Raw genomic sequence first — 14,032 nt, 5'->3', positions numbered from 1 at the left:
CATGGCGACGATCCTGTTGCAGGCGGCCGGCGGTCTCGTCGGCGGCGTTCTGGGCGGGCCGTTCGGCGCGGTGCTCGGCCGCGCGGCCGGTGCCCTGGCGGGCGCCTCGATCGACGCGGCGCTGTTCGGCACGACAAAGCGGACGGAAGGCCCGCGCCTGACGGAAAGCCGGATCATGGGGGCCGACGAGGGCGCCGGCATTCCGCGGGTCTACGGCACGGCGCGGGTGGCGGGACAGGTGATCTGGGCGACGCGCTTCGAGGAGGATTCGGCCACCGAGCGCCGCGGCGGCAAGGGCGGCGGCCCGAAGGTCGAAAGCACCACCTACAGCTATTACGGCAATGTCGCCGTCGGCCTGTGCGAGGGGCCGATCGCCGGCATTCGCCGGATCTGGGCCGATGGCGAGGAGATCGACCGCGAGCAGGTCGTCCATCGCGTCTATCCGGGGAACGAGACCCAGGCGCCCGATCCGCTGATCGAGGCCCGGCAGGGGGCCGGCAACGCGCCGGCCTATCGGGGGCTTGCCTATCTGGTGTTCGAGCGGCTGCCGCTGGAGCGCTGGGGCAACCGTCTGCCGCAGATCACCTGCGAGATCCTGCGTCCGGTCGGGCAGATGGAAACGCAGATCCGTGCCGTCACCATCATTCCCGGCGCCAGCGAGCACGGGCTCGATCCGTTGCCGGTGCGCGAGCGGCTGGGACCGGGTGAGGACCGGCTGGTCAACCGCAACATGCTGTTCGGACCGAGTGACTGGACGGCATCGCTGGACGAGCTGGAGGCGCTGTGCCCGGCGCTGGAGCGGGCGGCGCTGGTGGTGTCCTGGTTCGGCGACGATCTGCGGGCGGGACACTGCACTGTGCGGCCGGGAATCGAGATCGGAGCCCGGGACGAGAGCGAGGAATGGCGGGCCGGCGGCGTCGGTCGCGGTGGGGCACGGCTGGTCAGCCGCGTCGATGGCGGGCCGGCCTTCGGCGGCACGCCGAGCGACCGGGGCGTCTCGCGGGCGATCGCGGATCTGAAGGCGCGCGGGCTGGCGGTCACCTATTATCCGTTCGTCCTGATGGACGTGCCGCCGGGCAATGGTCTGCCAGACCCCTATGGCGCGGGCGAACAGGCGGCGTTTCCCTGGCGCGGGCGGATGACGCTGGATCTGGAACCGGGGAGGGCCGGCTCGACCGACGGCACGGCGGCGGCACGGGCCGTCATTGCGGCCTTTCTCGGGACGGCCGGACCGGAGCATTTCTCCGTTGCGGGCGGAGAGGTCGTCTATGCGGGGCCGGCGGAATGGTCGTATCGGCGGATGATCTTCCATCAGGCGGCGCTGGCCGCCATGGCCGGCGTCGACGCCTTCGTCATCGGCTCGGAAATGCGCGGCCTGACCCGCCTTCGGGACGAGACCGGGGCGTTTCCTTTCGTCGAGGGGCTGATCGCTATCGCCGAGGCCGTGAAGGCGATGCTGCCGGACGCGGTCGTGGCCTATGCGGCGGACTGGAGCGAGTACGCCGGCTACCAGCCGGCGGATGGTTCGGGCGACGTCTTCTACAATCTCGATCCGCTCTGGGCCTCGCCGGCGATCGACGTGGTCGGGATCGACAATTACCTGCCGCTCGCCGATCTGCGGGACGCAAGCGAGGATGCGGCGGCGGAGGAAACGCCCTCGCAATACGACCGGGTGGCGCTGCGGAGCGGCATTGCCGGCGGCGAATATTTCGACTGGTACTATGCCAGCGCGGGTGATCGCGCGGCGGGGCTGCGCACGCCGATCACCGACGGCGCCCACGGCAAGCCGTGGGTGTATCGCGCCAAGGATCTGGCGGGGTGGTGGGCGAACCCGCATGTCGAACGGCGCGGCGGCGTGGAGATCGCCGGAACCTCCCCCTGGGTACCGATGGGCAAGCCGATCTGGTTCACCGAACTCGGCTGCCCGGCAATCGACAAGGGCGCCAACCAGCCGAATGTCTTCGTCGATCCGAAATCGTCGGAAAGCCATATGCCGCATTTCTCGGCGGGGGGCCGCGACGATCTCGCCCAGCGCCGCTTCGTCGAGGCGCATCTGGAACATTGGGACCCGGCCTCGCCGGTTTTCGACGCGGCGGCCAACCCGGTCTCGCCGGTCTATGGCGGGCGGATGGTGGCGCCGGACGCCATCCATCTGTGGACATGGGATGCGCGACCCTATCCAGCCTTTCCCGAGCGATCCGATGTCTGGGCCGATGGCGACAATTGGCGGCGCGGCCACTGGCTGAGCGGCCGGCTGGCGAACGCTCCGGCGGATGCGCTGTTTGCCGCGATCCTGCACGATCACGGCATTACCGACTTCGACGTTTCGGCAGTGGATGCGGTCGTGACCGGCTTCCTTGCGGGCGGGCCCGGCTCGGCCCGCCAGGCGCTGGAAGAGCTGATGCGGCTGACCGGGACGGTCGGCCATGTGGCGGCGGGCCGGCTGGTGCTGCGCTCGTTGGCAAGGCTGCGGCCCGAAGCGACGATCACCGCCTTCGCCGACGGGGAGGGCCCCTATGTCGAACTGCGCCGGGCCGATGCGAGCGAGCGGGCGCAGGAGATGTCGCTGGGCTATCTCGATCCGGCGCGGGCCTATCAGCCGAGCGCCGCCGAGGCGGTGCGGGCGAGCGCCGACCGGCCGCGCAAGGAGATCGTCGAACTGCCGGTGGTGCTGGATGAAGCCCATGCGCGGGAGCTGGCGGCCGCGATGCTGGCGGAAATGGGCGGCCATGCCGAGACCGCGCGCTTCGGAACCGCGGCATCGGAACTGGCGCTGGAGGCCGGCGACACGGTGCAGCTCGACGGCCGGGACGGGGCCTGGCTGATCACGCGGATCGAGACGGGGCTCGCCCGCCAGATGGAAGCGCGGCTGCTGCCGCCACGGCGTCGCGCCTATCCCGACCAGGGGGAGCCGCCACCGGGGCCGGGCCCACTCGTGCCGCTCGGCGCGTCGCGACCGCTGGTGCATCTGCTCGACCTGCCGCTGCCGGAGGGCGGCGACGCCATCGCCGGCGCGCGTTTCGCGATCCATGCGAGGCCTTTCGCGGGCTATGCCGTCGGCGTGTCGCGTACGGGCGACGGCTTCGACACACGCAGCATCGCCACCCGTGCGGCGACGACCGGGACCCTGATCGAAGCGCTGGAACCGGGTCCCCGCGGTGTGCTCGACCGCGGGCGTCGGCTGGTCGTGCGGCTGCATCGCGGGGCGCTGCCCTCGATCGACGAGGGAGCGCTGCTCGATGGCGGCAATCTCTGCGCCGTTGAGAGCGCGTCGGGCGCCTGGGAGGTGCTGCAATTCGCCAGCGCTACCGAGACCGCGCCGCAGGTCTTCGATCTGAGCGGATTGCTGCGGGCGCAGGGCGGCACCGAGGATGCGATGGCGGCGGGCGCCGCGCCGGGGGCGGCCTTCGTGCTGCTCGATGCGGCCTGCGAAGCGCTGGGCCTTGGCACCGGCGAGGTCGGGCGCGACCTGGCGATCCGCGTATCGCCGCTCGGCCGGCTCGCCGACGATCCGGCGGTCGTGACCCTGCCCGCCACGCTGGGGGCACGCTCGGTGCGGCCGCTGTCGCCGGTGCATCTGCGCGCGGCATTCCAGCCGGACGGCGCGCTGGCGCTGGCGTGGATCCGGCGGACGCGGATCGGCGGCGACGGCTGGGACGGGCTCGACGTGCCGCTGGGCGAGGAGCGCGAACTCTACAGCGTCGAGATCGGCGACGGATCGGGCGCGGTTCTTTCCCGCCAGACCGAGTTGCCGGCGCTGGCTATCGCGGCAGCAGAGCAGCACGCCGCCTTCGGCGCGCTGCCGGCGACGGTCACCGTGACCGTCGCCCAAACGAGCCCGGTCTGGGGCGACGGGACGCCATCCGTCCAGACCTTCATCCGTCCGGGCTGACCCGGCAATTCGAGGCAACAGGAGGAGAGGCGAGATGAGTGATGCAAAACCCTGGTACCAGTCGCGCAGCATCTGGGGCGGACTGGTGGCGCTGGTCGCCGGCGTCGGCGGGATGGTCGGCGTCGAGATCGACGCGGCGACCAGCGAGACGCTGGTGCTGTCGCTGACCAACGGCGCCGCGGCGATCGGTGCGGTTGTCGCGATCCTCGGCCGGCTGGCGGCGCAGAAGACCCTGCGATAGCGGGCTGGCTGCGGCTGGAGCCGTCACGCGTCCGGTATGGATGCGTGGCGGTTCGGGGCGGCGGGAGAGCCGGTACCGGCCAGAATCGGCTCGAGAACCGGCATCATTCATGGGCGGTTCAGCGAGACCTTGCTAGGAAGGGGTCGGCTGCCATGTCTGTGGCCGGTGGCGTTCCGATCTAGCTGGGCAATCCATGACCCGAATTCGTACCATCTTTCTTGTGTTTCTCGCCGCCCTGACGCTGGGCGCCGGGCCCGTCGTCGCGCGTGACGGTGCGGGCGACTGGCCGAAGCAGCTCCGCCGGGCGGCGCCGGTGACGGACGGTCTGGTGCGCCTCGCCCAGGCCGATTGCTCGAGCGCCGGGTCCAAGGCCGCGGCACAGACCGGCGGCGAGGTGCTGTCGGTCTCGACGCGTACCGAAGGCGGCCAGACGGTCTGCGTGGTGACGGTGCTGGTGCCGGGCACCGACGGCGGCCGCCCGCGCAAAACGACGGTGACCATTCGCCCGTAAGCCGGGCAGCGCCGCGTTCAGCCGGACGCGCGCACCATCCGGCTTCGAGCGATGCCGGACGAATTGCAGAGAGGGGACGATCCGCATGCGGATACTCGTCGTGGAGGACGACCAGACACTGAACCGCCAGCTCGTGGAGGCGTTGAACGGCGCCGGCTACGTGGTGGACAAGGCGATGGACGGCGAGGAGGGGCATTTTCTCGGCGATACCGAACCCTATGACGCGGTGGTGCTGGATGTCGGCCTGCCGCTGATGGACGGCATCAGCGTCCTGGAGCGCTGGCGGCGCGACGGCCGCACCATGCCGGTGCTGATCCTGACCGCCCGCGACCGCTGGAGCGACAAGGTCGCCGGCATCGACGCGGGCGCCGACGACTATGTCACCAAGCCGTTCCATGTGGAGGAAGTGCTGGCGCGGCTGCGGGCGCTGATCCGCCGGGCGGCCGGCCATGCCTCCTCGGAAATCCATTGCGGACCGCTGCGGCTCGATACGCGTGCGGCCCGGGTGACGCTCGACGGCACGGCGCTGAAGCTGACCTCCCACGAATACCGCCTGCTCGACTATCTGATGCACCATCAGGACCAGATCGTCTCGCGCACCGAGCTGATCGAGCATCTCTACGACCAGGATTTCGATCGGGATTCCAACACGATCGAGGTGTTTGTCGGGCGGCTGCGCAAGAAGCTCGGCGGCGCCGAACTGATCGAAACCGTCCGCGGGCAGGGCTACAGGATGCATGATGTCGGCACCGGCGGTTAGGTCGCTCACCGCCCGGGTCATCCTGCTGTCGAGCGTGTGGGCGATCGTCGCCTTCGCGGTGGCCGGCGGTCTGATCTCGACGCTGTACGAGCGGACCGCGCGCAAGGGGTTCGAGGACCTCCTGACGGCGCAGCTCTACAATCTCGTCAACAGCGTCAGCGTCGGCGATTCCGACTATCTGTCGGGCTCGCCCGACCTCGGCGATCTGCGCTACCTGCAGCCCTTGTCGGGCTGGTACTGGGAGGTCGTGCCGGCCAGCACCAACACGCAAGGGAGGCTGAGCTCCGGCTCGCTGGGGATCCTCGACGTTCCGCCGACCGCGACCGCGCAGGTGCCCTTCGACGCCGCCTATCGGCGCAGCTACGATGCCGACGGCCTCGACGGCGAGCAATTGCGGATCATCGAGACCGAGGTCGTGCTCGACAGCCAGAACCATGCGGCGCGGTTCCGGGTGATGGGCAATGCCAGCGTCGTGGCCGCCGAGATCGGTGAATTCGACCGCATCCTGACCCTCTATCTCGGCGCCGTCGGCTTGGGGACGGTGCTGGTCAACGGCCTCGCCATCCTTTTCGGGCTGGGGCCGCTGCGGGCGGTGCGCGCGGCGCTGAGCGACGTGCGAACGGGCCGGGCGGAGCGGCTTGAGGGGCGTTTTCCCATCGAGATCGAGCCGCTGGCGGTCGAGATGAACGCGCTGATCGACAACAATCGCCGCATCGTGGAGCGCTCGCGCACCCAGGTCGGCAATCTCGCCCATTCGCTGAAGACGCCGATCGCCGTGCTCGTCAACGAGGCGAGCGCGATGGGCCGTGAGCGCGGCCAGGTCATCGGCGACCAGGCCGAGCGGATGCGCCAGCAGGTGCAGCATTATCTCGACCGGGCGCGGGTGGCGGCACAGAGCGAGGGCGGCGTGTTCCGCACGCCGGTGGCGCCGACGCTGGAGCGGCTGGTGCGGGTGGTCGCCAAGCTCAATCCGGGCATCGACCTCGATTTCGACGCGGAGGCGGCGGGAGAGCTGGTCTTTGCCGGCGAGAAGCAGGATCTGGAAGAGATCGCCGGCAATCTCCTGGAAAATGCCGGGAAATGGGCGAAGGCCCGTATCCGCGTTTCGGCCGAGGCGACGGGCGCCGACCGCGTCTCGGTGAGCATCGAGGATGACGGGCCGGGGCTGACGGCGGAACAGATCGTCGAGGCCAAGAAGCGCGGCACGCGGCTCGACGAGGCAACCCCCGGCAGCGGGCTGGGCCTGTCCATCGTTCTCGACATGGTGCGCGAATATCGCGGCGTCCTGGATCTCGGCCGCTCCGAACTGGGTGGCCTGAAAGCCACGGTGACGCTTCCCCGCGCGCCGGGCGGCCTGGCCGCTTGACATGCCGGGCAAGACCCATGATCTCCGACAGGCCTTCCCTGGCGCAGTCTTGCGACGGGCCTGCCGTATTCGGATGGATCATATGCGCATTGTCTTGAAGCTTCTGGTTCCGGTTCTGGCGCTTCCCGTGTCCGGTTGCCTGAGCGCCGGGTTCGGCGGCGGAACCCTGTCGCCGCCGACCGAGGGCGTCGCGGCGCTGGACGGTGGGCTGATCGGGCAGGATCCGGTGGGACGGACGCTGCCGGAGGACGCCCGCGCCCGGGCGCTGGAGGCAGAGTTCCAGGCGCTGAATTTCGCCACGGCCGGACAGCCGGTCGCGTGGAACGCCGACGGCTACAGCGGCGAGGTCGTGCCGACCCAGCTCTACCGCGTCGGTTCGCAGGACTGCCGGGGCTATTCGCATGTGTTCCAGGGCGAATCGCCGGCGGTGAAGGCGGTAGGAACCGCCTGCCGGACGGCCAGCGGCTTCTGGAAGCCGGTGGTCTGACGATCATGCGGCGCGCGGCCGACCTGCTTCGCCGCAGAGGGCGGGCGAGGCCGAAGGCCGCGTTTCCTTTGGCCGTCGCCGTGAGTATAGGGATGGCATGATCTTCTGGTTTATCGCCGCCGTGATGACGGCGGCCGTCACGCTTCTCTCGCTGTGGCCGCTGCTGCGCTCCCGGCAGGAGCATCTGGCCAGTCGTGCCGAGCACGACGTGGAAGTCTATTCGGCGCAATTGCGCGAGCTCGACGCGGATGTGGCGCGCGGCGCGATGGCGCCCGCGGAGGCCGAGACCGCACGGGCGGAGATCGGCCGGCGCCTGCTGCGGGCCGCCGATCGCGGCAAGAGCGAGAGCCAGGCGGGCACCGCATCGTGGCAGCGGCCGCGCATGCTGGCCGCCATCGCCGCGGTCGCGCTCCTCGTGCCGATCGGCTCGGTGGTGCTGTATGCCCAGCTCGGCGGCGCGGGGCGCCCGGATGTGCCGCTGGCCGGACGCAGCGCGCCGACGAGCGGTCCCGGCGACATCCAGACCCTGATCGCGGGCGCCGAGGAACGGTTGCGCGCCGAGCCGGAGGATGGTCGCGGCTGGGACGTGCTGGCGCCGATCTATCTGCGGATCGGCCGCGTCGAGGATGCGGCCGAGGCCTTTCGCAACGGTATTCGCCTCAACGGCTCGTCGGCCGCCCGCGAAAGCGGACTGGGCGAGGCGCTGACGCAGCTTGCCGGCGGCGAGGTGACGGACGAGGCTGAGGCCGCCTTCGAACGCGCCGTGGCCGCCAATCCCGCGCATCTGCCGGCGAAGTTCTTCCTGGCGCTGAACCTGTCGCAGGAAGGGCGCCGCGACGAGGCGGTGACCGCCTGGACGCAGCTTGTCGAAATGAGCCCGCCGGATGCACCCTGGCTGGAAATCGCCAATGCGGCGATCGCCGATGCACGCGGCGAAGCGCCCCCGGCAGCTGCGACGGCGGACGCCGGAACCGCGGCGCCGGCGCCGGGGCCGGGCGAGGCCGACATCGCCGCTGCCGCCGACATGGCGGCGGAGGATCGCCAGGCGATGATCGAGGGCATGGTGTCGCAGCTTGCCGCCCGGCTGGAAACCAACCCGAACGATGTGGAAGGATGGAAGCGCCTGATCCGGTCCTATACCGTCCTCGGTGACGACGAGGCCGCGGGCGCGGCCTATCGTACGGCGCGCCAGACCTTTGCCGCCGATTCCGCCGCCGGCCGGGAAATCGCCGCTTTCGGCGACGAGCTTGGGCTGACCGCCGAGGGAGAGACGCAGACACAATGACCCGCAAGCAGAAGCGCCTCGCCTCGATCGCCACGATCCTCGTCGTCATCGGCGGCGCGGCCGCGCTCGTCCTGACCGCGCTGTCCGACAGCGTCGCCTATTTCCATTCGCCGAGCGACATCGTCGCCAAGGCGCCGGCGCAGAGCCAGCGCATCCGGCTGGGCGGACTGGTGGAGGAAGGCTCGGTCGTGCGCGACGGCTCGCAGCATGTCAGCTTCAAGGTCACCGACTCGCTGGAGAGCGTCGAGGTCGCCTATACCGGGCTCCTGCCGGACCTGTTCCGCGAGGGGCAGGGCGTCGTCACCGAAGGCACGCTGGGGCCGGACCGCATCTTCATCGCCGACACGGTGCTGGCCAAGCATGACGAGACCTACATGCCGAAGGAGGTCGTCGACGACCTGAAGGAGCGCGGGCTCTGGGAGGACGGCAAGGGCATGGTGAACAAGGACACGCCAGAAGCCGTGGTGACGCAGACGTCGGGGGCCGGCTCGTGATCGTCGAGATCGGCCATTACGCCCTGATCCTGGCGCTGTCCCTGTCGCTGGTGCAGTCGGTGCTGCCGGCGATCGGCGCGCGCAGCGGCGATGCCCGGCTGATGGAAACCGGCACGATCACCGCGACCGGTGCCTTCGTTCTCCTGATGCTGTCCTTCTCGGCGCTGACGGCGGCCTATGTGACGTCGGACTTTTCGGTCCTCAACGTCTTTCAGAATTCCCATTCGCTGAAGCCGATGCTCTACAAGGTCACCGGCGTGTGGGGAAACCACGAGGGCTCGATGCTCCTGTGGGTGCTGATCCTCAGCCTGTTTGGTGCGCTGGTGGCGCTGTTCGGCCGCGACCTGCCGGCCAGCCTGAAGGCCAATGTGCTGGCGGTGCAGGCCTGGATCACCGCCTGTTTCCTGCTGTTCATCCTGACCACGTCGAACCCGTTCACCCGCGTCTTTCCTGCGCCGATGGAGGGGCAGGACCTCAACCCGATCCTGCAGGACATCGGTCTCGCGATCCATCCGCCGCTCCTGTATCTCGGCTATGTCGGCTTCTCGATCGCCTTCTCCTTCGCCGTTGCCGCGTTGATCGACGGTCGCATCGACGCGGCCTGGGCCCGCTGGGTGCGGCCCTGGACGCTGACGGCCTGGGTGTTCCTGACCGCCGGCATCGCGATGGGCTCCTACTGGGCCTATTACGAGCTCGGCTGGGGCGGCTGGTGGTTCTGGGACCCGGTGGAGAACGCCTCCTTCATGCCGTGGCTGTCCGGCACCGCGCTGCTGCATTCGGCGCTGGTGATGGAAAAGCGCTCGGCGCTGAAGATCTGGACGATCCTTCTGGCGATCCTGACCTTCTCGCTGTCGCTGCTCGGCACCTTCCTGGTGCGCTCGGGTGTCCTGACCTCGGTCCATGCCTTCGCTACCGACCCGACCCGCGGCGTCTTCATCCTCGCCATTCTGTGCCTGTTCATCGGCGGGTCGCTGGCGCTGTTTGCGCTGCGCGCCTCGTCGCTGGAGGCGGGCGGCCTGTTCGCGCCGATCAGCCGTGAGGGAGCGCTGGTCGTCAACAATCTGTTCCTGACGACGGCCACCGCGACGGTGCTGGTCGGCACGCTCTATCCGCTGGTGCTGGAAGTCCTGGGCGGCGCCAAGATCTCGGTCGGCGAGCCGTTCTTCAACCTCACCTTCGGCCCGCTGATGGTGCCGCTGCTGTTTGCCGTGCCGTTCGGCCCGCTGCTGGCGTGGAAGCGCGGCGACCTGCTGGCCGCGGCGCAGCGGCTGTATTTCGCTATCGGCGCGGCGATGCTGACCATCCTGATCGCCGTGGCGCTGACCTCCGGCACGCGCATCCTTGCGGCCCTCGGCTTCGGCCTCGCCGTCTGGCTGATGGCCGGCGCGCTGACCGATCTGTTCGTGCGGGCGAACTTCGCCAAGGTCGGCTGGCGCACGGGCCTTGCCCGCCTGCGCGGGCTGCCGCGCTCGGCCTTCGGCACGGTGCTGGCGCATTTCGGCCTCGGCGTGACGGTGCTCGGCGTGATCACCGCCTCGGCCTTCCAGACCGAGACCGTGACGGCGATGCGGGCCGGGCAGACGGTGAATGCGGGCGGCTACGAGGTGCGCTACGAGGGCGCGCAGCAGCGGCAGGGGCCGAATTACGAGGAGCAGGTGGGCACGTTCACGCTGCGCCGCGACGGTCTCGATGCCGGCATGATCGAAAGCGCCAAGCGCTTCTACCCGGCGCGGCAGATGCCGACGACCGAGGCCGGCATCCACACACGCTGGTTCTCACAGCTCTACATCTCGCTGGGCGATCCCTCGCCGGACGGCGCGTCGATCGTGGTGCGCGTCTGGTGGAAGCCGCTGATCACGCTGATCTGGATCGGCGCGATCTTCATGGCGGTGGGCGGTACGGTGTCGCTGTTCGACCGGCGCCTGCGGGTCGGTGCGCCGGCGCGCAGCCGCAAGCGGCAGCTGGCGACGGGAGCCGAAGCGTGATCCGGCCGGGCTGGCGCGCCATCACCGCGAGCCTGGCGCTCGCCATCCTCGTGATCGCTGGGCCGCAGGGCGCGGCACCGGCTTTCGCGGTGACGCCCGACGAGGTGCTGAGCGATCCGGCGCTGGAAGCGCGGGCGCGGCAATTGTCGACGGGGCTGCGCTGCCTCGTCTGCCAGAACCAGTCGATCGACGACAGCAATGCCGATCTCGCCAAGGATCTGCGGCTCCTGGTGCGCGAGCGGCTGGTGGCGGGCGACACGGATGACGAGGTCATCGACTATCTGGTCTCGCGCTATGGCGAGTTCGTGCTGTTGAAGCCGCGCTTCGACTGGGCGACGCTGGCGCTGTGGGGCACGCCGGTGGTGGTGCTTCTGGCCGGCATCGGCTTTGCCATTATCACCGTGCGCGGCCGCCGGCAGGCTGCGGCGCCGACGGCGCTCTCGCCGGAAGAGGAAGCGGCGATCGCCGAGGTGACGCGCTCGCGCGGCTGACGGTTCCGGGCGTCAAGGCGCCAACCTTACGAAGATTTCACACGCCCGAAAAGGTCCCGTAATCTGGCCATCCCTAGATTGGCATCCATCGATGGCGCACGGCTCGTGCCGGCGCCACAGGGATCGAAGACCAATCGAAGAGGGTTTCCAATGCGCAACGATGCGAACAAGACGAAGCGTGGCGGTCTGATTGCCGGCGTTCTGGCCGCGGGCGTCGCCAGCGTCGCGCTGACCGGCGTCGTCGGCAACACCGTGCCGGTCTTCGCCGAGCCGGTGAAGGTCGAGGCACCGGTGCAGAATTTCGGCTTTGCCGACGTGGTGGAGAAGGTCTCGCCGGCCGTCGTCTCCGTCCGCGTTACCCAGGAAGTGACCCCGACCATGTCGCAGGGCCGCGGCCCGCAGATGGGCAGCCCCTTCGACAGCCTTCCGGAAGATCACCCGCTGCGCCGCTTCTTCGACGTGCCGGGCCGCGACAACGCCCCGAACGGCATGCGTCCGGATCGTGAGCCGCGCACCCGTATGGGCCAGGGCTCGGGCTTCTTCATCTCCGACGACGGCTTCGTGGTGACCAACAACCACGTGGTCGAGGGCGGCAGCCAGTACACCGTCGTCATGGATGACGGCACGGAGTACGACGCCGAGCTGATCGGCACCGATCCGCGCACCGATCTCGCGCTGCTCAAGGTCGACGAGAGCAACACCAAGTTCACCTATGTCGAGTTCGGCGATGACGACGCCGTGCGCATCGGCGAATGGGTCGTGGCGGTCGGCAACCCGTTCGGCCTCGGCGGCTCGGTGACGGCCGGCATCGTCTCGGCCCGCGGCCGCGACATCGGCGCCGGCCCCTATGACGACTTCCTGCAGATCGACGCGGCGGTGAACCGCGGCAATTCCGGCGGCCCGGCCTTCGGTCTCGACGGCAAGGTCATCGGCGTCAACACGGCGATCTTCTCGCCGTCGGGCGGCAATGTCGGCATCGCCTTCGCGATCCCGGCCTCGGTCGCCAAGGACGTCATCCAGTCGCTGCGCGAAGACGGCAGCGTCGAGCGCGGCTGGCTGGGCGTGCAGATCGCCCCGGTCACCGACGACATCGCCGAGGCGGTCGGCCTCGACGAGGAGAAGGGCGCCATCGTCACCCTGCCGGACAACGAGACCCCGGCGACCAAGGCCGGCATCAAGACCGGCGACGTGATCACCGCGGTCAACGGCGAGACGGTCGAGGGTCCGCGCGAGCTGGCCCGCATGATCGGCAATTACCGCCCGGACACCAAGGTCGACGTGACCATCTGGCGTGATGGCAGGGCGCAGGACGTTTCGGTGGAACTGGGCAATCTGTCCAGCCTCGACGAGGCCGCCTCGGCCCGCGGTTCGGGCGTTCCGGTCGATCCGTCCTCGCTGTCGGGCTACGGCCTGACCCTGACCCCGTCGGAAGACGGCGAGGGGGTCGTGGTCACCGACGTGAAGCCGGATTCCTCGGCATCCGAGAAGGGCATCAAGGCCGGCGACATCATCATCGCGGTGAATGGCGAGACGGTCGAGACCCAGAAGGATGTGCAGTCGGCGATCGACGCCGCTGCGGAATCCGGTCGCAAGGCGGCGCTGTTCCAGCTCCAGACCAACGGGCAGAACCGCTTCGTGGCGCTGCCGATCGCCAAGAGCTGATCCTTCCGACGATGATGGCGAGGCCTTCGGGCCTCGCTCTCTCCACCCGCGGCGGCTGACCGACGCGCCAGGCCTGCGCCCGGCACGCCGGTCAGCCGCTTTTCTTTTGCGCCGAATGGTTCACATAGGAGAAACCGAGATGTCCTTCTCCCCGAGCCCCGCAACGCTGCCCGACCCCATGCGCATCCTGATCATCGAAGACGACAGCGAAGCCGCGGCCTATCTGGTCAAGGCGCTGCGCGAGGCCGGTCACGTCGCCGAACATGCCGGCGATGGCGACGACGGCTTTCACATGGCCGACAGCCGAAGCTACGACGTTCTCGTCGTCGACCGCATGCTGCCGAGGCGCGACGGCCTGTCGATCATCTCGGGCCTGCGCGAAAAGGGCAACGAGACGCCGGCGCTGATCCTGTCGGCGCTGGGGCAGGTGGACGACCGGGTCACTGGACTGCGGGCGGGCGGCGACGACTACCTCGCCAAGCCCTTCGCGATTTCCGAGCTCTTGGCCCGCATCGAGGTGCTGGGGCGGCGCCGCGGCAGCAAGGACGTGGAGACCAGCTACCGGGTCGGCGACCTTGAGCTCGACCGGCTGTCCCACGAGGTGCGCCGCAACGGCAAGCCGATCGTGCTGCAGCCGCGTGAGTTCCGGCTGCTCGAATATCTGATGAAGCACGCCAACCAGGTCGTGACCCGCACGATGCTGCTGGAGAATGTCTGGGACTATCATTTCGACCCCCAGACCAACGTGATCGACGTGCATATCTCCCGGCTGCGTTCCAAGATCGAGCGCGACTTCGACACGCCGCTGCTGCACACGGTGCGCGGCTCGGGCTACATCATGCGCAGCGACGCGTAAGC

The 14,032-nt window shown here is 69.5% G+C and carries 12 protein-coding genes; all 12 read left to right on the top strand.

Annotated elements, in window-relative coordinates:
• Position 1 precedes the first annotated feature (1 nt).
• The 12 genes from H536_RS0101155 (at position 2) to H536_RS0101100 (ending at position 14,030) form a co-directional block, all read left to right on the top strand.
• Positions 2-3,892, top strand: coding sequence for a baseplate multidomain protein megatron (locus H536_RS0101155; protein ID WP_024348723.1), 3,891 nt, complete (start codon positions 2-4; stop codon positions 3,890-3,892).
• Between the two features lie 34 nt (positions 3,893-3,926).
• The gene (locus tag H536_RS0101150; RefSeq protein WP_024348722.1) at positions 3,927-4,133 is read left to right on the top strand and encodes a hypothetical protein; all 207 of its coding nucleotides are present in this window, start codon (positions 3,927-3,929) and stop codon (positions 4,131-4,133) included.
• A 193-nt stretch (positions 4,134-4,326) separates the two neighbouring features.
• The gene (locus H536_RS25080) at positions 4,327-4,644 is read left to right on the top strand and encodes a hypothetical protein (RefSeq protein WP_024348721.1); all 318 of its coding nucleotides are present in this window, start codon (positions 4,327-4,329) and stop codon (positions 4,642-4,644) included.
• A gap of 85 nt (positions 4,645-4,729) precedes the next feature.
• Positions 4,730-5,404 carry a response regulator transcription factor gene (locus H536_RS0101140; protein ID WP_024348720.1) on the top strand — a complete coding sequence of 225 codons (675 nt, stop codon included), beginning with the start codon at positions 4,730-4,732 and terminating at the stop codon, positions 5,402-5,404.
• Complete coding sequence (locus tag H536_RS0101135; RefSeq protein WP_081651770.1) at positions 5,382-6,770, top strand: ATP-binding protein; 1,389 nt, start codon at positions 5,382-5,384, stop codon at positions 6,768-6,770. The genes H536_RS0101140 and H536_RS0101135 overlap by 23 nt, the downstream gene beginning before the upstream one ends.
• Positions 6,771-6,852: 82 nt before the next feature.
• On the top strand, positions 6,853-7,257 hold the full coding sequence (locus tag H536_RS0101130) for a hypothetical protein (RefSeq protein WP_024348718.1): 405 nt from the start codon (positions 6,853-6,855) through the stop codon (positions 7,255-7,257).
• 97 nt (positions 7,258-7,354) lie between these two features.
• Positions 7,355-8,542, top strand: coding sequence for a c-type cytochrome biogenesis protein CcmI (ccmI, locus tag H536_RS0101125; RefSeq protein ID WP_024348717.1), 1,188 nt, complete (start codon positions 7,355-7,357; stop codon positions 8,540-8,542).
• Positions 8,539-9,036, top strand: a complete 498-nt coding sequence (gene ccmE, locus H536_RS0101120; RefSeq protein ID WP_024348716.1) for a cytochrome c maturation protein CcmE — start codon at positions 8,539-8,541, stop codon at positions 9,034-9,036. Before ccmI ends, ccmE begins: the two co-directional genes overlap by 4 nt.
• Positions 9,033-11,021, top strand: coding sequence for a heme lyase CcmF/NrfE family subunit (locus tag H536_RS0101115; RefSeq protein ID WP_024348715.1), 1,989 nt, complete (start codon positions 9,033-9,035; stop codon positions 11,019-11,021). The genes ccmE and H536_RS0101115 overlap by 4 nt, the downstream gene beginning before the upstream one ends.
• The gene (locus tag H536_RS0101110) at positions 11,018-11,512 is read left to right on the top strand and encodes a cytochrome c-type biogenesis protein (protein WP_029702509.1); all 495 of its coding nucleotides are present in this window, start codon (positions 11,018-11,020) and stop codon (positions 11,510-11,512) included. Before H536_RS0101115 ends, H536_RS0101110 begins: the two co-directional genes overlap by 4 nt.
• Before the next feature lie 150 nt (positions 11,513-11,662).
• Entirely contained in the window at positions 11,663-13,174 is a 1,512-nt protein-coding gene (locus H536_RS0101105; protein ID WP_024348713.1) for a Do family serine endopeptidase, read from the top strand.
• A 178-nt stretch (positions 13,175-13,352) separates the two neighbouring features.
• Positions 13,353-14,030: a response regulator transcription factor gene (locus tag H536_RS0101100; protein ID WP_024348712.1), complete on the top strand. Its 678-nt coding sequence runs from the start codon at positions 13,353-13,355 to the stop codon at positions 14,028-14,030.
• Positions 14,031-14,032: the final 2 nt, after the last annotated feature.

Source organism: Aurantimonas coralicida DSM 14790, assembly GCF_000421645.1.
Lineage (GTDB): Bacteria > Pseudomonadota > Alphaproteobacteria > Rhizobiales > Rhizobiaceae > Aurantimonas > Aurantimonas coralicida.
This window is presented reverse-complemented; position numbering and strand designations above follow the sequence as displayed.